14 protein-coding genes are annotated in these 22,986 nt (G+C 55.2%); 6 read left to right on the forward strand and 8 right to left on the reverse strand.

Going from position 1 to position 22,986, the window contains the following annotated elements:
* Positions 1-85: 85 nt before the first annotated feature.
* Positions 86-1,888, forward strand: coding sequence for a hypothetical protein (locus FDK21_RS13195; protein ID WP_138148949.1), 1,803 nt, complete (start codon positions 86-88; stop codon positions 1,886-1,888).
* 81 nt (positions 1,889-1,969) lie between these two features.
* Here FDK21_RS13195 and FDK21_RS13200 read toward each other — a convergent pair whose 3' ends face one another.
* The 5 genes from FDK21_RS13200 to FDK21_RS13220 form a co-directional block, all read right to left on the reverse strand.
* Complete coding sequence (locus FDK21_RS13200) at positions 1,970-4,159, reverse strand: ATP-binding protein (protein ID WP_138148951.1); 2,190 nt, start codon at positions 4,157-4,159, stop codon at positions 1,970-1,972.
* A gap of 210 nt (positions 4,160-4,369) precedes the next feature.
* On the reverse strand, positions 4,370-4,885 hold the full coding sequence (locus FDK21_RS13205) for a GDYXXLXY domain-containing protein (protein ID WP_138148953.1): 516 nt from the start codon (positions 4,883-4,885) through the stop codon (positions 4,370-4,372).
* Positions 4,878-6,125, reverse strand: a complete 1,248-nt coding sequence (locus FDK21_RS13210) for a DUF4401 domain-containing protein (RefSeq protein ID WP_171022077.1) — start codon at positions 6,123-6,125, stop codon at positions 4,878-4,880. Before FDK21_RS13210 ends, FDK21_RS13205 begins: the two co-directional genes overlap by 8 nt.
* Positions 6,118-7,161, reverse strand: coding sequence for a DUF2157 domain-containing protein (locus FDK21_RS13215; protein WP_171022078.1), 1,044 nt, complete (start codon positions 7,159-7,161; stop codon positions 6,118-6,120). Before FDK21_RS13215 ends, FDK21_RS13210 begins: the two co-directional genes overlap by 8 nt.
* 144 nt (positions 7,162-7,305) lie before the next feature.
* Positions 7,306-8,580, reverse strand: coding sequence for a multidrug effflux MFS transporter (locus FDK21_RS13220; protein WP_114009736.1), 1,275 nt, complete (start codon positions 8,578-8,580; stop codon positions 7,306-7,308).
* A gap of 640 nt (positions 8,581-9,220) precedes the next feature.
* Here FDK21_RS13220 and FDK21_RS13225 point away from each other — a divergent pair.
* Together FDK21_RS13225 and FDK21_RS13230 are read left to right on the forward strand one after the other, a co-directional pair.
* Positions 9,221-10,963, forward strand: a complete 1,743-nt coding sequence (locus FDK21_RS13225) for a cache domain-containing protein (RefSeq protein WP_114009735.1) — start codon at positions 9,221-9,223, stop codon at positions 10,961-10,963.
* A 280-nt stretch (positions 10,964-11,243) separates the two neighbouring features.
* A complete protein-coding gene (locus FDK21_RS13230; RefSeq protein WP_171022079.1) occupies positions 11,244-14,150 on the forward strand; it encodes an EAL domain-containing protein in 2,907 nt (968 codons plus the stop codon).
* Here FDK21_RS13230 and FDK21_RS13235 read toward each other — a convergent pair.
* Complete coding sequence (locus FDK21_RS13235) at positions 14,143-15,537, reverse strand: MFS transporter (RefSeq protein WP_138148961.1); 1,395 nt, start codon at positions 15,535-15,537, stop codon at positions 14,143-14,145. The genes FDK21_RS13230 and FDK21_RS13235 overlap by 8 nt on opposite strands.
* Positions 15,538-16,442: 905 nt before the next feature.
* Positions 16,443-16,982: an acyl-CoA thioesterase gene (locus FDK21_RS13240; RefSeq protein ID WP_138148963.1), complete on the reverse strand. Its 540-nt coding sequence runs from the start codon at positions 16,980-16,982 to the stop codon at positions 16,443-16,445.
* A gap of 194 nt (positions 16,983-17,176) precedes the next feature.
* Here FDK21_RS13240 and FDK21_RS13245 point away from each other — a divergent pair, with 194 nt between their 5' ends.
* The 3 genes from FDK21_RS13245 (at position 17,177) to FDK21_RS13255 (ending at position 21,075) form a co-directional block, all read left to right on the forward strand.
* Complete coding sequence (locus tag FDK21_RS13245) at positions 17,177-17,866, forward strand: SOS response-associated peptidase (RefSeq protein WP_138148965.1); 690 nt, start codon at positions 17,177-17,179, stop codon at positions 17,864-17,866.
* A 174-nt stretch (positions 17,867-18,040) separates the two neighbouring features.
* Entirely contained in the window at positions 18,041-19,066 is a 1,026-nt protein-coding gene (locus FDK21_RS13250) for a glycosyltransferase family 2 protein (protein ID WP_246657574.1), read from the forward strand.
* On the forward strand, positions 19,063-21,075 hold the full coding sequence (locus tag FDK21_RS13255; RefSeq protein WP_138148967.1) for a glycosyltransferase family 39 protein: 2,013 nt from the start codon (positions 19,063-19,065) through the stop codon (positions 21,073-21,075). Before FDK21_RS13250 ends, FDK21_RS13255 begins: the two co-directional genes overlap by 4 nt.
* A 72-nt stretch (positions 21,076-21,147) precedes the next feature.
* Here the strand turns inward: FDK21_RS13255 and FDK21_RS13260 are convergent, their stop codons facing one another.
* Entirely contained in the window at positions 21,148-22,860 is a 1,713-nt protein-coding gene (locus FDK21_RS13260) for a methyl-accepting chemotaxis protein (protein WP_171022080.1), read from the reverse strand.
* Positions 22,861-22,986: the final 126 nt, after the last annotated feature.

The following is a 22,986-nucleotide window of genomic DNA, read 5'->3' on the forward strand; positions in this document are numbered from 1 at the left end:
TGTTGAACCAACCTTTGTTGTGGGCACCCCTTCGTTGCGTTTGAGACCCACCTCGATATTGATACCCCTTTTCGGACATAATTGGATGGCCCCTCTCATATCCCCAATTGAGGCTCAAAAGCCGCAAAATGGCAAACAGGACGATCGCGTGCATCACGGTGGTCGCTCGTCTGTGGCCGCCCTGCCGCTGGTGGGGGATGTGGGTCTGCTGGCCTTTCTGGATGATGTCAAAAGCCATACCATGACCAAGACGGTCGAGCGGGTTGACGCTGCCGACTGTGTGCTGTTCCTGACCGACAGGCATTGTTACAAGCTGCGGCGCGAAATGCCCTTGGAGCAAACCCACCGTCTGAGCCTTGTGCAACGCCGTGAGCGCGCCCTTGAAGAGATCAAGTTGGGCAAGAGCTTTGCACCAGATCTCTATTTGGGTCTTGTGCCGGTCCGCCTGAGAGAGGACGGCCCCTATATCGATCATACTGCGGCCGAGGATGGCAGCAATCGTAGCGTGCGGATGGCCGGGACCAATACGGATCCGGTGATCGAATGGCTTATCAAGATGCGTCGCTACGACGTTTCCAAGAGCCTGAGTAAAAGTGTCGAGATTTATCGCCCGAACTTCACCGAATGCCATAAGCTCGCCGACTTGATCGCAAAAAGCCCCGAAGCCGCCCAAAGTGTGAACCATCAGAAGGCCGACGTCTGGCAGCAACATCTGGCGCAGATGCTGGCACGTTTCTCACCGGTGGTTCGGCAAATGGAGCAGAAGACCAAGAAACAGACACTCCGTGCCTGCCTGAATCGTGCACTCTATCGGCTGGGTGCCTTGCAACCTCATCTTGAGGACCGCAGCAAGGGTGGTTTGTTCGTCGAGATTCACGGCAATGTCGGCCTTGAGAATGTGGTTCAAACCCCCAAGGGCTTACGGTTGGTCAATCCTGCGGTCGGTCAGATCGAGTCAAGCAGTCAGGCATGGTTTGGCGATCCGCTCTATGACCTTGCTTCGCTGGTCGCTGAAATGCGGGCGCGTGGGCTTAACCGTCAGGCTAACTGGGTCTTTTCCCACTATTGCAACAATCTGCTCGACAGCCATGCTGTGGATGGCTTGCAGGCGATGGATCTCTATCTGTTTGTCAGCGCATTTGAAAAGGCCCGCCAGCTGTCCGAGCTGCAATCCGTGCGTTCTTCCGGCAATAGTGAAGAGGATGGGCAATTCCGCGGCTATATGCAGACGGCTCGCGACAGTCTGGTTCAGGATGAAGCCAAGTTGCTTGTGCTTGGAGGCAGTACACAGGCCAACCGGTCGCATCTGGCGCGCCTGTTGGCGCCAATCATCGGTCGGATGCCCGGCGCGGCCTACATGTCTGCCTATCAGGAACTGTTGTCGCTGTATGATGTTCGCCATGAAAGCGATCTGCCCCCATCGGCGCATCGCCGGTCAGTCTGGCATCTGGTCTATCGGCGACTGGCAACCAAGGCCCAAATGGCGCTGGAGGCTGGCTATTCGGTCATTCTGTCGGGTGCGTTCGACAGCCCAAGCAGCCGTCAAAATCTGACCCTGTTGCAGCAGGAAGTCGGCCCGTCAATCCAGTTGCAGGCCTTTCATTTGTTTGACCCGGTGGGAGAACAGAAAGCCAGTGGACAAGGTGAGCGAGTGCAGCCCTTTATCCGCGATCTGGAGCATCACAGCCGCGCCGTTGCCGGCAAACCACCGTTTGAGGACAGCCTCTCGCGAGACAGCAATCTGATCCTTGGCAGCGCCGGGGAAAAGCTCGATTGGACCAACTGGGTTGAACTGGACGCCTCCAGATCAGTCAGTATGCTGGTCGATCAGGTGCTCGGTCATATCAATCCGGTTTGGGTACCAAGCACCGAGGGCACCTTGCATTGATCCTCGCCCGGAATGGGGCCAATGCCGTTACAGCCAAAGGGTGACGGCATTGGATGCGCAGGCCTTCAGTCAAGCCCGGTATCAGGCAGCGGGCTGCCGCTCACGATCGATCTTGGCTTGAATCCTGCGGAAGCGACACTGGACCAGAGTGCCAAGGCCTTCCTGACTGGAAATCGAGATTTCGCCACCAACAGCATCGACCAGACGCGCAACCAGCATTAAGGGCAGTACCTGCCCCAGACCGATGGAATCGAGCGCATGCTCTTCCTTGAATGGCTCTAAAATTGCGCGAATTTGCCGTGGCGACAGGGCTGAACCGGTATCAAGGCATTCCAGAACGATGCCATGCCCGTGGCCTTGCTCTCGCAGTTCGATGCGCACTGGTTGGGCGTCCTTGCTGTTCAGGCGATTGAGCGCCGCCTCGACCATCAGATATAGAATGCGATTGAAGGCATTGTGATCACCGGCCGCAAAGAGACCGGAAGGCCCCGGACTGTCAATCTGGATCGGGCTGTTGCGGATCTCGGCACAAGCGGTGAGATAGGTGGATTGCTCTTGCAGCATCTCGGCCAGATCGCATTCATGATCGCGAGAGAAGAAGCCGCGGGCCCGGGCATCAGTGAGATCGCGCATCAACTCAATGCGGTGCGCGCAACGGGCAATGCCATCCGCAGCGGTGATGACAATGGTCTCGATTTCCTGCAAATTCGCCTGAAGCTGCAAATGCCGGGCAAATTGCTCCAGATCGCGCATCACCGGTTCCATCAGAATTTCGAGCGCCTGAGACAGCCACGCCTGAAACTGGGCCCCTCCCAACTGAGAGTTCCGCCCTTTCAGGGTGTTTTCCAGCAGCAACAGAATATCTTCGGCCTTGACCCGCAGGGTGTCCTCAGCCAGACGGATGCTGGTGGTCATCAGTGCGGCCTGTTTGGAATCGGTGCTGGTGGCCTGAATACGGTCCGTTGCCCGATGGGTTTCCGTCCGCAGCTTGACAACCACGTCGCTGAAGCTGGAGGACAATTGGGTCAGATGGACGGTGTTGCTGTCTGGTGTTCCATATTGCTTGCCGGTCGAGACGAGCAATTGCGAGACGAGAAAATCGAGCTCGCTTTGCAGTCCGAAGTGAGCACGGGACAGACCAAGGGCCTCGGTTTCTTCGCTGACCCGCAGATTGGTCACCATTGTCATGATCTGGGCTGCGACATAGGTCAATGCGAAGGACCAAGCAGCAATGACGGCGATGCCCAACAGCTGCACCATCAATTGGTCAATCGAGGAAAGGCCACCGCCCTGCCATAAGGCGGGCGCGAGCAAACCACCAATAAGACCGCCCGACAGGAAAGAAGCGATCAGATCGCCGGGGTCATCAAGTTCGATGGTCACCAGAACATGACGCAAACCGATGCAAACTGTACCGGCAAACAGACCGGTGAGCGCCGCATTGGCATTGGTGCTGTGTTGAGCGAAAGCAACCAGAGCCACCGCTCCTGCCAGCGAGGCTGCCAAAAGATCGATGGCCGACCCTATGCCCGATTGGGGCCGGATGAGCAGCAGACAGATGGAAGCAATGGCAGCAAAGCTGGCACCGAGCAACACCTTGAACATCAACGAAGGCATGGCTCCGATGGTTTCAACCTGACCGGCACTGAGCAGAGCCAGCCCAAAAATCATCAGAATGACGCCAATCGCCTGATAGGTGGGGCTGTGACCGCGGGGTCGGTCTGATTGCAACGGAAAGCGGTTGTGCCGTGGGCCGATCGTACTGCTGGCGGCAAGCGCAACAAAGCCTGCAGACACAAAGATAACAACAGAGCCGCCATGATCGATGAAGCCCTGCGCTGCGAGCCATCCGGGCTCCCCTGCCCCAGATGCCCACGCCCAGTGGGCAATGATCGGCACGACGCAAATCGCAACAAACACCGACAGGATGGTCCCACCAACAAAACTGCCGCGCTCAACCATGGCTGCGGTGACGAGAATGGGCGGGATGGAAAACAGATAGACGGTGCGCAGATCTTCAGCGCCATTGAACAGTTCCATCTGATCGAGCAACAGGAAGCCGGACCCGACGAAGCCGAGATAGCTTTCGCCTTCAAACAGGCCATACCCGAACATCCAGAAGCAGACCAGCGACAAGCAGAAGGCCGTCATGATGCGGGTCACGGTGTCGAGTTCGTTACGGCTTTTCACACGGCCAGACAGCAGCAACAGTACCCCCATCGGGAGACCAAGGCCAGCAATCGTCATCAGCAATTGCGCAAGTTCCAGCATTTCAAACCCGTTTCGTTGACGCCTGCTGCCATTTGAGACCTGTTTCGATGTCAGGCTTTTGCGCAGGTAAAGTCAGGACGCCTTGATATTGGCGCGCCCAATCAAATCTCAGCATAGGGGAAATATGGTTAACCACTGGCTAATTGGCCCGGAAATGGCGCATGACATCAAGGCAACCCGGCCTCGATATCAGGCTTTCACGAGGGCAGGTCAGGGCGTGATGGGTCGCCCCTCATCGTCTGCAAGGCCAACCAGTAGATGAGCACCATCCGCAGCAACGCGCATCAGGCCGAAGCGGGCCTCTTGGTAGAGTGAGGCATGGCCTTCCTGAAAGAAGAAAGACGTTGGGGTCAATTTGAGCCTCTGAGGCTTAGCAAGGCGACGATGCTGGACGGACAGGAGCTGTTCGCCGTCACCCAGAGCTTCACCATGATGCAGGCGCTTGAAGGTCGCCTGCTTGTTCTGAGCCAACGCCAGCACAAGGGCTGTCACTTGAGTGTCGGCGCTCTCTTCCCCGACCTCAGCATTCAATGCCTTGTTCGCCTCTTCGATCAGTTTATAGCGCAGGCGCATATAGTCGCCCTGCATCAGCGAACGCGGATCGACGGGGGCAAGTTCGATCAGGATCAGGTCGCCATTGCGGCGCAGATCCTCTTTGAGGAAGATGGAAAGATTGAAGAATATGAGGATCGGCAACAGGATCAGTGGAATGGCAAAGTTACGCATGGTGCTTGTCTCCTTGCTGTTCCTCTGACGAGGGAGGAGGACTTGACAAGTCAGCGGGCTTCCGAGCCCAGCCGCGCCAATGAATATAGCCAGCGGCGGCCAGTAGCAGGAGCCCCGAAGCGACGAGGATGGCCGATTTTTCCAGCAGCGTCAGATTGAGCGCATAATAAAAGCGGGTGCCAAAGCCAAGCGCGAAGAGAAAGCCCAATATCGAATGCGCTGGACGGTGGGTCGCATATCCCAGCACCAAGAGCCCGAGAGCCAGCAGGATTCCGGGATCGGACAATGCCCCGAGAAGAATCCCCCCGATGATAGCCAGCACAAGGGGATGATCGAGCGCGACGGGGCCGGATTGCACCCAACGTCCCCGCCCCGCCCAAACGATCAGCGCGATCAGTGCCACGGTCATCAGAATTTGGGTTGGCGAGGTGTAGAAGAAGACATTGAAGTTGAGGCCCGAGGCAGGGCTGACAGCATCTGGCAGGACGAAGGCGGCCCAATCAACAAAGGTTGCGACGATACCCACCCCGATACAGAGCGACACCAGCAATGCATCATAGAGCGAGGTGAGATGCCGACGCCAGGCGCTCCAGCGCAGGAAGGCTCCAAGCGCCAACAGATGAAGCAGAATAAGACCGGAGAAAGACATCACCCCGGATGTGTCCAACCCATCACTGACCATGGCAGCCCAAAGGGCGACCAGAAAGGCCATGGCCGCCAGAAAACGCTCCAGCGACGATGGGAAGAAACCAAAACTCAGGATGCCGACCAGCCCAAGGGCTGCAACGATCGGCCAGATCCAGCCGATATTGAGCAAGGGTTCAAAATATTGCACCAACCCGGCGACCAAGGCCAGCTTGCCCGCCTGTAACAAGGTGAGCGCCAGTTGGAGGGCGAAGTCTTGCGCAAGACCGGTCTTTACGATCCCAAGGCGATATAGCAGCATGGCGGCAATCATCAGACCGACGCCATTCATGGCGAGACTGATGGGTTGGCTGCTGAAGAGGCCAAACAGATAGAGCAGATAGGCGACCAGAAAACCGGCAATGATTGCACCGATGCCGGTTAGAGCGCGCAAATAGAGCGGCGTTTCCTCTCGCTGCTGGCCATGCAGCACAAAAAGGCCATCCAGGATGGTGCGTTTTTGCTCTGCCGACACAAGGGCATGGCTTTGATCGATTTGGGTCAGCCATTGACGGGCATCCCTGCCTTTGGTCGTCCATTGGAACAGATCAGACATTGGCCCCTCCTTCCCGGTCGCCGGCTTTGGCCAGCAGGCCACGCAAGTAACCCGCAGACAAGGCAAAGACGCCGATGGCGACAAGAGCGGTGAGGAAGGTGATGCCGAGGCTCGACATATCCAGAGCATCGAGCAGATTGGCAAAGAGCAGCACAGCCAGCAGGCAACCCAGCAACAGGATCATGGCCAGCGCCGGGATGTCCGGCACCGCCAGCCGATAATTCACAAACATGGCGCCAATCACGATGGAAGCGATTATTGCGGCGGCCAGCAGCAACATGCTGTCAGCTGGATCGGAATAGCCCTCATAAAGGAAGGGGAAACTCGATACCAGTATCGCGGCCAGCAGCAGCCAGCGGGTCCAGAGCGGGGCAAGCCAATGGGTTGGTTTGCCCCGGGTCAGCGCTTCACGCACGGTGAGCAGGCCCAGATTCAATGCAGCCATCAGCATGGCCAGCATGTCTTGCTTGTGGCTGCCTGCATCGATGGTCTGGTCCCACCAGAGGGACAGAGCAAGATTGACCAGCACAAACCAAACCAGCCAGTGAAATGGCGAGCGGCTGAGGATTGTCCATGGGGTAATGGCAACAGCCCAGATGGCAAACAATGTCCAGGCGTCCGCGCCACTTTGATAGATCTGGCCGAACGCTGCCATGAAGACCCCGACCAGAACCGATGCGGTGATCAGCAGCAACTGGCCGACGATCCGGCCTGTGCCGAACCACCAGGCACCAAGGGCGGCAGTCAGCAAGGCTGCCTGAATGAGGCCAAGTTTTGCCAGATGAGGCAGGCTCGCCCAATTGAAGGCAAAGAAGAAGAGAATACCAGTCAGGACCAAGGCGGCGCCAAAAGCCAACAGCAAACGGATGACCCACTGGGTCCACATATGGGGTGGATGAAGCCATTCAAGGCTGGCGCGGCGCAGATCCGCATCGATGCAGCCCTTTGCGGCCAGCGCATCGAGCATGGAGCGGTCAATCACGATATCTGACAGATCGACGGCTTCTGCCTGTTGCGGCTTTTTCTGCCTCTGCATCTTAGAAGATCCCCACCTCTTGCGGCCCTTTCGAGCCGGTCTTGCCTTGTCGCATCCCGAGCCGTTTGACAGGATCCTTCCCACGAGCCTTGCATGCAGGCATGAAAGCGGAGGAGTGAGGCGCAAATTGGGCCAGCCTGACATTTAGGCCGGAGCAACAGACCGCAGACGCTCGGTGATCCAGATGATGACCAGATTGAGGGCTCCGCAACACATGAAACTGGCCGCCAAGGTGATGATGGTGCCATCATAGAAAAGCCCCAGCAAGGAGGCCAAGAGCATGGCAATGATGGTGGAGACGGAGCCAACAACCGCCGACCCCATGCCAGCGACATGGCCAACCTCTTCCATCGCCAATGCGTTCATATTGCCAAATAGCAGGCCCATGCAGAAGAAAAGCGGGCTGAACAGCAACATGAACAACCACAATGGCGGCACAAAACCATTGGGTGCCGAGACCAGCAGAGCCAAGGCCGTCAGGCCCACCATCACCGACAATGCCGTTCTGGCCAGAAAGCGCATGCCAAACCGCATCACCAGCTTGGAGTTGGAGAAGGAGGCCACCCCAATCGACAGGGCCAAGGCAGCGAAGAAATAGGGGAACAGGTCCCCCACATGGTAGGTATTCTGAAACAGATCCTGCGACGTGCTCAGATAGAGCAAAAACGGCCCCATGACGATACCTGTGGCGATCATATAGCCAACACAGCTGGGGGTCGTCAGGACGATCTTTATCCCTTGCCAGATGGTGGATGGGGTCAGCTTGCGGCGTTTTGAGGGCAACAGCGTTTCCTTCTGTCGGACCATCAGCCATAGACCACTGATGACACACAGGATCATGAAACAGAAGAAAATCGATCGCCAGCCTGCCAGCTGGGCAACGGTTTGGCCCATGATCGGGGCAATAACCGGCACAAAGATGAAAACACCCATGACAAAGGACATCACGCGCGCCATGGTCCGACCGGCATAAAGGTCCCGCACAAGCGCTATCAGGACAATGCGCGGCCCGGCGGCACCGAGACCTTGCAAAAAACGGCCCAGCAGCAATTGATCAAAGCTGACGGAGGCCCAACTGATGACGCTGCCAACAAAGAATAGGGTCAGACCAATATAGATGCTCTTCTTGCGCCCAATCTGATCGGAGATGGGACCATAGATCATCTGTCCAATTGCAAGACCGGCAAACAGGAATGTGATGACCTTCTGTAATTGTTGCGGCGCGGTCTCTCCCATTTCCGGTCCGAGAATCTTCAATGCGGGCAAAATACCATCAATGCTGAGCGCCACCAGAGACATCAACAGCGCCATCAGAACGATGAATTCTCCAAAGGCCAAGTTCGGCTCAACAGCCTTCGATGAAGGAATCTGGCCATGCTCGGACAAGTCATCCACCGAATTTGTGGCTTTGTTCTGCATTCAAGTCTCCTGACGGATGAAGATCGGGCATTGGAACATTTGTTGCCGATCAAAAGGACATTTCTTGCTAGCAGGTCGGAGCTGGCTTTGCATCCCTTTTCTTGGCCCCAGTCTCATGAACAACGGCACGCAAGATCGATGATCAGGATTTTGGACAACAACAACCATAGGTTATAAATGGTCAAATGGGATCGTAATTTCGGCACAAAATTATTACAAACTGCAGTTGCAACGATTTAACATGAGATAAATTTACAGTTAGCATTCTTACTTACGTTATAGACACCAATATTCATTACACCCTAAAATTACATCAGAAATACTACGTAAATCAACAGATCATTCAACCAATTCGGATTGTAACACAACAACCCGTCATTTCAGATCATATCCTCAACAATGAATTACAATCCAAACGGCTGAATTTCTCGTTTCACGGACATATTGGCATTTATATTGTCAGAATTATCAAGCAACAATCCACTATTAACTTAGACATAAAGCCCCCTCTACTGAAAGTTAGGATGCGCTTACGACTTTGTTAACGAAAATCGATAAGTCTGACGACGGACAATCATCGGTTGACTCCCCCTATCCGGAAGAAGCCATCGCTCGGTGATATGCAACGGAGATTGCAAACATGCTCTCATCGCTCTTTTCCTTTTTGCCTGCATCCTTCCGAGGCTTGACGGCTAAAATTTACTTCATTGTTTTTCTTGCAATCATCGGCATCGGTGTTCTGACCCTTCAATCGGTCATTTTTAGCCGCATTGATCTTGAAGACTCGAAAACGCGTGAGCTCAAGCATCTGGTCGAAGCCGCCATGTCTACGATCGAAGCGCAATATGCTGATATGCAGGCAGGCAAAATTTCCGAAGCCGACGCGAAAGTGGCTGTCACGGATGCGCTGGCCATATTGAAATACAACAAAGGCGACTATTTCTGGATCAATGATACCAAGCATCGCATGGTCATGCATGGGGGCGATAGATCGGCCGTCGGCAAAGACTACAGCAACACGACCGATCCAAATGGCCTGTATCTGTTCCGCGCGTTTGTCAAAACCGGCAAGCAGCCCGATGGCGGACTGGTTGAGTATATGTGGCCTCGCCCTGGCGATAAAGATCCCCAGCCGAAAATGGCTTATGTCTCCTATTTCGAGCCATGGGACTGGATCGTCGGCACGGGCACTTACATTGACGATCTCAATGCAACCTATTGGTCCAACCTGCGCAGCCTGTTTACCAGCACGCTGGTCATCTTCTTGGTGATTGCGCTGGCATCCACCCTGCTCGCAATGTCCATCACCCGTCCGGTGGCAAAAATCGTCGAGACCATGCTGATGCTGTCGAAGGGCAGTTTCTCCATGGACATTCCCTATACCGAGCGCGGTGACGAAATTGGGTCCATGAGCAAGGCCCTTCTGGTGTTCCGTGACAATGGCCGCGAGCGGGCGCAACTGCGCGCCCAGCAGGAAGCACAGAAGAAAGAGGCCGAGGCCAAGCAGCGCCAGATGCTGCTCGATATGGCCGACCAGTTTGACCAACAGGTGGGTGCCATCGTTGACAGTGTCCAGACCGCGGTTGCCCAGCTGGGTGACGAAACCAAGCTGCTGGCCACCCGCTCTCATGAAAACAGCTCACGGGTCAACTCAATCTCCTCTGCTATGGAGGAATCAAGCGTCAGCGTCGAGACCGTGGCGTGTGCATCGGAAGAAATGACGGCCTCGATTGTCGAGATTGCCAATCAGGTATCCGATTCCAGCAATGTTGCCTGCTCGGCGGTCGAAGAAGTCAAGAAAGCGACCGAAGTGGTCTCGACCTTGTCCGATGCGTCGCAGGCGATTGGCCGAATTGTCGGCCTTATTCAGGATATCGCAGAACAGACAAACCTTTTGGCGCTCAATGCCACGATCGAAGCGGCACGTGCTGGCGAAGCAGGCAAAGGCTTTGCTGTGGTGGCCTCTGAAGTGAAGGAACTGGCAGCACAGACAGGCAAGGCAACGGAAGAAATTTCCGGCCAGATCAACTCTATCCAGAGCAACATTGCCAACGCTGTGGATGCCATCGGGCTGGTCGAGAAAACCATTGACCGGATGACTGCCATTGCAGGCACCATTGCAGCGGCCGTCGAGGAGCAAGGCACTGCGTCGGGCGAAATTTCCCAGAATATCGCCATGGCTGCCGCAGGCAGTCGTGAGGTTTCGGACAATGCGGACGCGCTGAACAATCTGGCCAATGAAAACGGCCAGTCGGCAGCCATGATGTCTGAAAATGCCGATGGTTTGTGCAAGGAGATGAATGTTCTTGTTGCCCAGATTGAGACTTTCCTGAACACCATTCGGGAACAGAACCAAGACGACAGAAGTGACAAGGCAGCCTGACCCGGTCCTTTCAAGTCTCATCAATCAAAAGCGCAATCATTTGAGGTGATTGCGCTTTTTTGTTGCGCCTAGACAAGCTTCACTCTCGATTGGTGTGTGAACAAGTGGGTTTGTCCATTCAGTTGCTTTATCCATATTTCAATACTTTTCGGGCATTCTCACCTTCAATGGAGGCAACAAGGCTGTGAATTGGCGAGATATGACAGCCCTTTGGTTTGCCTGACGGGATGCAAATAGCATGACGAGACGGGTGGTTACCGTCACGTTCCGGGGTTGAATGATGAAAACACTGAGATCGATCGGTCGAGATCGCTGGACCAGCATCGGGCCTGTAGCAGCCATGATATCAAGTGCCGGTCTGCTGGTCGCCGCTCTGTTTCAAACGGATCGTCTCATTGCCATCCTTTTGACCGGAACGGCCGCTGGCCTGTTGCTTGCAACCATTGTCGGTCTTGTTGCGTTGGCGCGTCACAACCACACCCATGTTATGTCCCGTTTTGAGGTTATGTTCAGAGAACAGGACAAGGCGCGCAAGCTTGTCAAGAAACTGACCTCCCATAAGCTCTGTATCGATTCCCATGCCATCGTGTCGATGACCGACGCCAAGGGCCGGATTACCTATGTCAACGACAAGTTCTGCGAGATTTCGCAATATAGCGAAGCGGAACTGCTGGGGCGCAATCATCGCATCCTGAATTCTGGCTACCACGATGACAGCTTTTTCCAGAAGATGTATGAGACGGTTCATAGAGGTGAAGTCTGGTCAGGCACCGTGCGCAACAGGGCCAAAGACGGCAGCTTTTATTGGGTGGAGACCACGGTCGCGCCTGTTTTGAATGAAAAGGGCGAACTGGAAGAACTGATTTCCGTGCGCACGGAAATTACGTCGATCAAGGAAAAGAAAGACGAACTTGCGAAGTCCAACCATCTGCTGCAGTCGATCTTTGACAATTTCCCGGGCGCCATTTCGGTCTATGACAAGGATCTCAAACTGACCTTGTCCAATGCAGCCTTCCACGAGCTGTTGTCCGTCCCTGCGGATACATTTCCCATTGGCACCAGCCTTGAAGATGTCTTGCGCTACAATGCCCAGAATGATCTGTGCGGCATCAAGATGACCTCGGAGCAGATCGATGCTAGGATCAAAGAGCATCTCGATCAGGCCCGTGCCCACTTGCCCTATGTCTTCACTTGCGAAGGCAAGAGCGAGCAGGTTCTGGAGGTCAAGGGCTGGCCCCTGAGGGACAAGGGCCTTTTGTTGACCCACATCGATGTGACCGAGCGCCACGCGATGATCCGCAATCTGAAGGCCAAGCATGAAGAAGCGCAGCAGACCGCGCAAAAACTGCAGGTCGCCCAGCGCATCCAGGCCAGCACGCATGAGCAACTGCTCAATTCCATCAACTCGATGCATAATGGTTTGGCGATATGGGATTCCCAAGGCTATTTGCAGCTCGCCAACAGGGCGTTTCGCGAGTTTCATGCCCCGATTGCCGATCAAATCCTGCCTGGCATGGCCTTTGAAACCTTCATGCGGCTGAGTTGCGAAAAAGGCTTGCTCGTCTTTGACAAAAAGAGTTCAAACGACGCTCCTGATCTCGATCACTGGATCAAGCGGCTTGTCGATGAGCATCTCACACAGGACCATATGGAAAGCAATCTCACTCTGCGCCCCGGCACCAAAGTGGTGCTGCAGAAGAAACGTGTTTCCAACGGCAATATCATCACGACGATGATCGATGTCACCGCCCAGCGGGCGCGTGAGGAAGAGCTGAAGCGCACACGGGATGCACTTGAGCATATCGCCTATTTCGACGCATTGACCACCCTGCCGAACCGGGCCCACGGGCAACAGGATCTTGAAGCCTTGCTGCGCAAAGGGGATCAGAACACCAAGTTTGCCATTGTCCAGATCGATCTGGACAAATTCAAGCGCGTCAATGACACAATGGGTCACGCGGCGGGGGACCATTTGCTCAAGGTTACCGGATCACGCTTGTCGTTCCTGTCTTCTAAAGTACCGGCGTTCCGCCCCTATCGCTGGGGCGGCGACGAATTTGTGGCCATCGTTCTTCTGGATGACGACTTCGATCTTGAAGGGCTTTGTCAGGAGATGACCGACCTTGTAGCCGTCCCGGTTCCCTATGAAGACACGACATTGTGGCCGACGACCAGTTTGGGCATCGCGACCTATCCAGATGATGCCACAGATCTGGAATCGCTGATGATCTATGCCGATCTGGCCCTGTACAAGACCAAGCGGATGGGACGCGACGGCTATCAGTTCTTTTCTGCGGAAATGAAGGAAAAGGTCGACAGCGACAATCGCATTGAGCTCGGTGTGCGCTCGGCGTTGGAAATGGATCAGTTCGAACTCTATTTCCAACCACAGATCAGTGCCCTTGATGAGAGCATTGTCGGAATCGAAGCCCTTGTGCGCTGGAACCATCCAGAGCGGGGCCAGTTGCCTCCGGGGCTGTTTATGCAGGTGGTGGAAAGCCACGGTCTCGCCGCTGCGCTGGGCCGAACAGTGTTCGACAAGGCCATGATGGCCGCCAAGAAATGGATGGACGAAGGCCTGTCCTTCGGGCGGCTCGCGATCAACTTGTCTCCGGGCCACATCCAGAAGGCGACACTGGTTGACGATTTCTGCGATAGCCTTAACAAATATGACGTCAATCCGGATCTGCTGGCTGTCGAACTGCTCGAAAGCGTCTGGCTGGATGATTCCGAAGGCAATATTGAAGAAATCTTCCATCGCCTGTCAGCGGCGGGCGTGCATGTGGAACTTGATGATTTCGGGACGGGCTATGCTTCCCTTACCCATCTGTCCAGCTTGCCGATTGACGGAATCAAGATCGATCGCTCCCTGATCAGTGCCATTCCTCATGGCGACAAGCAACGCGCCATCCTTGAGTTGGTGATGTCGATGACAAAATTGATGCAGCTCCGGGTGGTGTGCGAAGGGGTCGAAACCGTTCAGCAGCTGGAGGCGGTCTCAAAGATTGCCAACTGCTCCATTCAGGGTTATCTGGTTTCCCGTCCCCTGAGCTTTGATCAAATGACATCCTGGATGCGTGACCAGCGCAATATCGGTTCGCTGAAACCACGCGAACCGCGGGTTCAACAGATCTCCCCTCCTCCGTTGGCGGTCAATGCACGGGCGGGATTTGATCCGGCTATATAACCGGATCAAAACTCTTCTTGGTAGCGGGTTCAGACTCGCTATCGTCCCCAACGGTCTCATCCGATAGAACCTCTGCCGCAGCCTCAGGGGAATCGGCCTCGTCCTCTGACGTCTCACCGCCTTCCCAGTCATCGGGCACGACCACATACCGGTCCTCTTCCGATGGCAGTTCCGGCGCCACGACGGCACCCACAGAGGCCGATGTTGCAGCCATGTCGAAGTCTTCCTTCTGATCGTCGCCCACAGCATCCTTGCGCAGGATTCGCTGCCAAAGATAAAAGGCGAGAAAGGCCAACAGGCAGCCGGGGAAGAGGAAGAGCGCATCCGGGCTCAAATTCTGCATCAAAAGTGCGGTCAGGAATGGGCCCAGAGACGAGCCTGCCCCAAATGCAACAAGCAACCCTGCGGCCATACGCAGATAGCCGTTTTCGCTGGCATGGTCATAGCCGTGGGCGGCGGCCAGCGAATAAGCCGGCTGGGTCACTGCGCCGATCAAGGCACCAACCATCAAGAAGACGATGAAATCGACATCCTCAAGCAAGGTGATGCCGATGGAACTGATAACGCCGACAATGCTGATCATCAACAAGACCAGACGACGGTCGACGCGATCAGAAAAACGCCCCAGAGGCCACTGGCTCAGCATCCCGCCAAGGCCAAGCATGGCCGCAAATACCGGGGCCTGCGTCAGGGGATCATACCCCTTGTCGATGGCGTATAGAGGGGCGAAGGTCAAATGCGAGCCTGCCACCATGCCGATGATGAAGGCCGAAATGATTGCGGCTTGCGAGGTTCGGAACACCTTGCCCAATTCGAGCTTGACGATGGCGATCGGGGCTGGTTGGGCCGCCTTGGTCATGGCAACGGGCATCACGGCCACGGAAATGATGATAGAGGCCACCACGAACAGCAAAAAACCGTTTGGTGGTGTCAGGGTTGCCATCAACTGACCGGACGTGAATGCAGCATAGTTGACCACAATATAGATCGACATGATCAGGCCACGATTGGAATTATCGGCGAACTCATTCAACCAACTTTCGATGATCAGATAGAGCCCGGAAATGCAGAAGCCGGTGATGAAGCGAAACAGGATCCAGGCCTCGGCATCTTCCACCAAAGGGTGCAGCAGAGCTGCCGCTGACATCGAGGACACCATGACAGCAAAGCCACGGATATGGCCGGCACGCACCACCACATGCGGAGTGATGATGGCGCCCATGACGAAACCAAGAAAGTAGGCCGAGGCACCCAGACCGATCATCAACTCGCCAAAATCCAAAATACGCGAGGCAAGCGGAATGATCGTGCTTTGTAGCCCGTGGCCAATCAACAGCAAGGCAACAGAAAATAATAGAGACGCGACCGGAGCAATCATCTTGGTCATGGCACTCACCCATTCTCGAAATCGATTCCATCAGACCGGATCTGTCCGGCAATCTGGTGGCTGGCATAGATTCTAATCACCATGTTGATGACAATTTGTCCATCAACATGGCTGACATTTTCTTCACGGCAAATCGCCGATGCTATCTGGCACGCTTCAAAGCGTGACCTTGGCGCATGATCTTCGTTTCTTGTCGCGGCTCTTCAGCATCGATTACACCACTCAAGTCATCACCAATGCCTTTCATGCGCGGTTCCCTTGCCATAGGTGCTGATAGGAACAATCACACGCGCGTCCATCCGGCTTTGGGCTCGCTGAACGTTTGAGTGATCGCAAAACTGCGGAGGAAATGCGTCGACAAGAAGGTAAGATAGCGACCCGATATAACGGTGAGACGGAGCAAAGGGACGACAGCCCCTCGTAACGCTTTTGCTAGCGGAAATGCAAGGCCGCTATCACCGCTATTCAGCAAAAAATTCGACACAAAAAGAAACACCGGACTTACGGGAGCCCGGTGTTGTGTATCATTGTCGCGATTATGTTCACATTCGAAGGCAACACCTACGAAAAAGAAAGAAACAAACTGGTTATTCAAAGTAACAGGTTATGTCTAATAATATGGCTTGTGGTTGCATGATTGGCATCCCCCCAATGGGTGATGACAGGACTAATAATAGACATTTCTTTTCATAATTATGCATAGCTTGCGAACAACAAATGCAAAAATGAGATCAACATGGACATTTTTGCAGCATACTGACGACTTTGGAGACATATTATTGCGTAAAGGCAAAAGTATGCCTCTCTGACAACTATACCGCAGCCAGGAGCGACACTATCGCACAGGGTCCACTGCCGACCGGTTTTTCCCATCGGTTTTTCCCATCGGTTTTTCCTATCGGTTTTCAGGGAGCAGGAGGCCATGGCCGGATCTTGTCGGCTTCATTCCAACTGGTGACCCAGTCGGGGATGGCAAGTTGCCAGTCCGGTGCGCCAATCGCCGTGCGAACCTCAGCGGTTGGAATGGAGCGACCCCGAGCGGTGATACAGGTGCGCAACAAAACCGACGACGTCGGCTCCCCTGCCACCCACATGCTTTGGGCAATATAGAACCAGCGCTCATCCATGCCGACAACCTGACTGCGCATAGTCACCTTGTCGAACAGCCGCACCCGTTTGCGATAGCGCACGGAACTACCCGCAACCGCAAGGCCCCACTTTTGCCGTTTGAGCACATCCATCAGGCCACAGCGGATGGAAAGATCAAAACGCCCCAGATCATAGAGCGTCAAAACACGGCCATTGTTCATTTCCATGAACATGTCGAGGTCCCACGGGCGGCAGCGGAAAGAAATTTCACTCACTGCGTCGAAGGCCAGAGATTGTTTTTTCTGACCGCGTTTGGCTTCGAGGATGGCAAGCAGCAACCGGCTGACGGGATACATGGCAAGGCCTTGAGAGATTGGGTGCGCGGGACGGGGGGCGGCCCTTCCCTTTACGCAAAGGTTATTTTGCGCTTCGTTCTAGCCGATTTTGTAGCACCGGGCAAGGGGAGCATGCGGGCGGACCTGAGACTATGAAGACGGGCCAACAGTCTGTAAGATCGCCGCCATTGAAGACGACAGGGAGACTGGAATCAATGTGTGGACGCTTCACGTTGCAAAAATCATGGTCTGAAATCCACCAGATGTATAATCTGGTTCGGCCTGAAGACGTGAACCGCAATGTCCCTGCCCGCTTCAATATTGCACCGACACAAGATATCCTGTTCGTCGCCAATCTGGCCCATGAGCATCTTTTGCTGGAGGGGCGCTGGTGGCTGGTGCCTCACTGGGCCAAAGAGGTGCAGAGTCGCTACCCCACCTTCAATGCCCGATCGGAGGAGGTGATGAACAAGCCCTCCTTCCGCGATGCCTTCAAACGCGGCAGATGCCTTATTCCGGCCGATGGCTATTATGAATGGACCACCAATCCGCAGGATAAGAAGAAAGACCCGCATCTGCTGCATTTTCCCGATTTCGAACCTTTTTCCTTTGCCGGACTGTTCGCCTTAAATGAGCGACTGGACCTGCTCAGTTGCACAATTCTGACGGCTCCTGCAGTGCCCGAAATCAAATCCATCCATCCAAGGATGCCAGTGATCCTCAAACAAGAGGCCTATGAGGCCTGGCTTGATCCTTTCCGGTCCGCGGAGGAGGCTCAAGCCACCTTGTCCGAGCATCGCGACAGCGAATTGATCCATTATCGGGTCGACCGGGCCGTGGGCAACAGCAAGGCCGAGGGCGAACAGCTGATCGAGCCGGTGCATGCCCAGACCTCCCTTTTCTGACGGGTTATCAAATTCTCTTCCCTTTTTCGGCAGGCTCTTTGCCCCTTTCGCCCGACTCCATACCCCTCACAATGGGCAAAGAGGATTGAATCATAGCGCGGAACAGCGTAGGAAACGGACAATCTGACCCGCCTTTGGGGCGGGCTGTCCTGCCAAAGATCAAAGAGACCTGATGTGACCTCTTCTCCTTCCGATCAACAGAAAACCTTTGTTCAGACCGTCAAGGGTCCGGACATGAATCGCAGCCGCACCATAACCCTGTCTCTGGTTGTTCCCGTTTTCAACGAAGAGGATGGCATTGCCCCTTTTCTCAAAGCGGTGCTGCCAATTGTCGAGGCCACGGGTCAGGCATGCGAGATCCTCTTCATCAATGATGGCAGCCGCGACAACACCCTGATGGCGCTACGGGCAGCGAGCGCCAAGGATGCAAGGGTCAAGGTGATTGATCTGTCGCGCAATTTCGGCAAGGAAGCGGCCCTGTCGGCGGGGCTTGATTTCGCCAGCGGCGACGTGATCATCCCGATGGATGTGGATTTGCAGGATCCACCCGAGCTGATCCCGGATTTCATTGCCAAATGGCGCGAGGGCTTTGACGTGGTCAATGGGGTCCGGGTTGACCGGTCGCAGGACACGACGGTGAAGCGCAACAGTGCGGGCCTGTTCTACTGGCTGTTCAACAAGCTCTCCCCAACCCATCTGCCGAACAATGTGGGCGATTATCGCCTGCTCGACAGGCAGGTGGTCGAGGCCATCAAGGTGATGCCGGAGCGCAACCGGTTCCTCAAGGGCATTTTTGCCTGGGTCGGTTTTCGTACGACAGAGATCCCTTTTGCCCGACCGGAACGCACGGTCGGGACTACAAGCTGGAATTACTGGAAGCTCTGGAATTTTGCGCTGGACGGGATGCTCGGCTATTCGACGGTGCCTCTGCGGGTCTGGACCTATACCGGATTTGTGCTGGCCCTTATCTCCTTCCTTTATGGCGCCTTCATCATTGCCAAAACCCTGCTGTTCGGTGCTGATGTTCCCGGTTACCCTTCGCTGGTCACCATCGTACTGTTCTTGAGCGGAGTGCAGATGATTTCTCTGGGCGTGATCGGAGAATATGTCAGCCGGATCTTCATCGAAGTGAAAGAGCGCCCGCTTTATCTGGTGCGTGAGGTAATCGCCACCCTTGACCATCAGGACGGATCCAAGTGACCTTCTCGCGCATTTCCGCCAAAGAGTTGCTCACCCTGATGCGGTTCGGCATTGTCGGGATTGGTGCCACCCTTGTCCATATGGGGGTGGCTGCGTCGCTGGTCCATTTCAATATTGCCCCTGTCTTTGTCGCCAATCTCGTCGCCTACTTAACCGCTTTCCTGTTCGCCTTCACGGGTCATTTCGTCTGGACCTTCCAGAGAGGCGCACCGCTGAAACAGGCGATATGGCGCTATTTCGTCATTTCCGCCAGCGCCTTTGGCGTGAACAATCTGGTGCTGCTGAGCCTTGTAGAGAGCGGGCTGGTGAGCAAGGTGGCCAGTGTCGTGATTGCCGCGGCCATTGTTCCGGCCATCTCCTATGTTGCAAGCCGCCTTTGGGGCTTCAAGGACGCTTCGGAGCCAGACGCGCAGCCCGCGCAACCAACCGCCCCCTTTTTTGACAAGGGTGAAGATACTGCAGATGCAGCAGACCTTGCCCCAGTCAACAGCGGCCTGCATGGCCGGGTGATGAAGCATCCCTCTGTCTGCTTCTGGACGTTCATGGCGCTTCATCTGGTGATCTGGACCTTGGTGCCGACGCTGGTCTACCGCAATCTGCCGCTTGATGTGATCGAGTTGGTCACCTGGGGGCATGAATGGCAGCTTGGATACTTCAAGCATCCGCCCCTGCCCTCTTGGCTTTTGGAAGGGGCGACCATGCTGTTTGGCAGCAGCGCATGGCCTGCCTATTTGCTCAGCCAGCTGTCAATGATCATCGCTTTCTGGGCCATCTGGCGCTTGGGGCGGGCGATTCTGGGTGCACAAGCCGCCTTGCTGTCTGTGTTCCTGACATCGCTGATTTACTTCTATAATTTCCCAACGCCGGAATTCAATCACAATGTCTTGCAGGTGCCTGTCTGGGCGCTGATGGCGCTTTGTGGCTGGTATGCGCTCAAACAGGACAAGCTGTGGCAGTGGCTGGCGCTGGGGCTGCTGACGGGTTTCGCGGTCTATATCAAATATTCCATGGCAATCCTCGTGGTGGCCTTGCTGCTGTTCTTGCTGGTTGAGCCAAGTGCCCGGCAACGGCTCAAAAGCTGGGGATTGTGGCTGGCCGCCCTGTTGGCCCTGTTGGTGGCCGCGCCGCATCTTTATTGGTTGATCGACAGCGATTTTCAGTCCCTGTCCTATATGTCGGCCCGTTCGGCACCACTTGAAGGCATCGTGGCTCGTTTGCTTGGATCACTTGGCTTCGTCGGGATACAGATTGGCCATCACGGCGCGTTGCTGCTGGTCCTTGCCATCGGCGGCGGCTTGCTTCCATTCTGGCGCAAGGGGATTAGCGCCGGCGTCTCCTTCCCCTTTGCGGCAACGCTCGAGCGGCGCTACCTGATCTGGATTGCTCTGGTGCCGATTGCGCTGACGATCCTTTTGTCCGTGGTCAATGGCAGTGAAATGCGGCCAATGTGGGCAGCTCCGATGTTTTCCTTCTCGGCGCTGGCGCTGCTGGGCAGCCTCAAAACAGCCTATTTCAGGGAACGGTTTCGCTTCATGGCAATCGGCTGGGCGGGGGTCTATTTCGGCACCCTCATCGTGATTGCCTCGATGGGTTTGTTTGGCTCATACGTCATCAAGAAACCGTTGCGGGTCGATTGGCCGGGCGCACAGATCGCCAGTCACATTGCCAGCCTGTGGCAGAGCCAGCAAAATCAGCCACTGGCCTATGTCGGCGGCGATGCCTGGATCGGTGGCAATGTTTCCTTCTATGCCGCGACACGTCCGTCTCTGGTGCATCTGGAGGACTGGGGTAAGAGTCCATGGGCAGAGCCTGCACAGGTGCGTTGCAAAGGGGTGATGATCCTGTGGCAACAGAAGGACGGCGATGAGCCGCACCTGCCAGAGGCTTATGCGTTTGACCCGCAACGGATCGCCGCTTCCGGTATCGAAGTTTTTCAATGGAAGGTCAAGGACAAGCCATTCCGCATCGGCTGGGCCATGGTGCCGCCAGACCCGAGTGCTTGCCAATAGGTTATCAGAAAACAGAAAAGGGCGACCTGATGGCCGCCCGTCTTTGGGTAAGCGTCGTTGAGGCCCTTAAGGTCAGGCCGCGTCGCGTTTGCTCTTCTCGATGAGATCCAGCGCCAGCTTGTCCAGCCGATCGACGACTTTCTTGCTTGAAATATCAAGCTCTCTTAACGCCTCAAGCATTTTGACGTCGTTGCCGGAGGCATGGGCCTCAAGGGCACGCTTGGCGCTGTCATGCACCTCTTTGTGTGGTTCGACCAAATCCCTGAAGGACTGCAGCTCTCTCACGGCCGGGTCCGTGATCTTGTCATACCACTGACCAAGACGGCAATTGTGATGATCAGGCACTTCGTGGGTGGACCAGTTGTCATCTCCGGTACAGGTATTCAGAACCCGTCGCTTGAACAGGATATGTTCAATCTTGGCGACGTAGCAGAGCGAAGCTGCATTGTCTTCCTCGAACATGTCACGGGCGCTGTTGGAAAAATAGTCAGTGCTTTCGGACAGGGACTTGGCAACCATCGACACCATATCATCATTGTCCGTCGCAATGTCTGCGATCTTGCCGATACTGGCGGCCACTTCGGCGCTGGCATCTTTCTGACCGGACAGGATATGGGAGATTTCCAGCATGTTGCCGGACACCGAACCGATCTGGCCGGATACCCGTTCCATAAGGTCCGAGGTTTCGTTGATCGCAGCTTCGCCATCCAGCACCGCATTGGTCGAGGCTTCCATGGTTTTCTGGATGTTGGCCATGCCCTCGCGCAGCTGCGCCACCTTCTGAATAATGTCTTCGGTGGATCGCGAGGTTTGGTTGGCCAGACCCTTGACCTCAGCGGCCACAACGGCAAAGCCCTTGCCAGCTTCGCCGGCGCGTGCCGCTTCGATGGTGGCATTGAGCGCCAGCAGGTTGGTCTGGGCGGCAATATTCTCGATCACCGCAATGATTTGATCGATCTGCTCGGAAGCGGTTGCCAGCTCGTCGACGCGGCGGGACGTCTCATCCACCGAGTTGGCAATGTGGGACATCGTGCTGGACATTTTCCGCACCGTATCCTGACCATTGATCACATTGGAATTGGTTTCATTGGCTTCTGAGCTGACCCCGTCCGTGTTGCGCGACAATTCTTCTACCGAAGAAACCATTTCGGTCGCGGCAGCGGAAATGGTCTGGCTGTTGCGGGCCACATCCTCGGAGTTTTTGCGCAACAGGGCAACCTGCAGCATGATATCGTTGATCTCGGCAATCGAGTGGGACATCTTACCCAGATTGGAAAGATTGGCTTCACGCAGCTCTTTGGTGGCCATGTCCACCGAGGCCCGCTCGTAACCTGAGATCGAAGCACTCATATCGGCAAAGGCACGATAGAGCAGATTGGACAGCACACCGTCCAGTTCCTTGCTGCGGAAACTGTATTTCTTGGTGACACTTGGAATCATCTTCATCAGGGCGCGACCATAGGCGGCGACATACCATTCCGTCGGCAGGCCGATGCGCTGGTGGATCGCACCTGTTTTGGAGGCCCGCGCTTCGGATTCTTCATCAAATGGCTGAGAGAAGAGCCGCTCCCAGTGGGTTTGCTGACGCCCTTTGAGATTGCTGATCCCGCTTGGGCTATCTGGCAACAATTCTGCAATGCAGCTCTTGCCGAGAGCCGTGTAAAATTCGGTCAAAACATCCGGCAGATCCTTGGTTACATTTTTGTCCAGAGCGTTTGTCTTCCGATCTTGTGGTATTCCGCTTTCGAGGAAGTCTAGTGCTTCCTTGCAATTCTGCTGGTTCATAGGGCCCCCGGTAAATTGGCTCACGCAATAGTGTCCAAAATCCCGAAATAAAGCTAACAATGCGTTTACGGCTGACAAAATATCTAGAGTAATTTTCCATAAAGCACTGCAACCAATAGGTGTTTT

This window comes from Cohaesibacter sp. CAU 1516 (assembly GCF_005771485.1).
Classification (GTDB): domain Bacteria; phylum Pseudomonadota; class Alphaproteobacteria; order Rhizobiales; family Cohaesibacteraceae; genus Cohaesibacter; species Cohaesibacter intestini.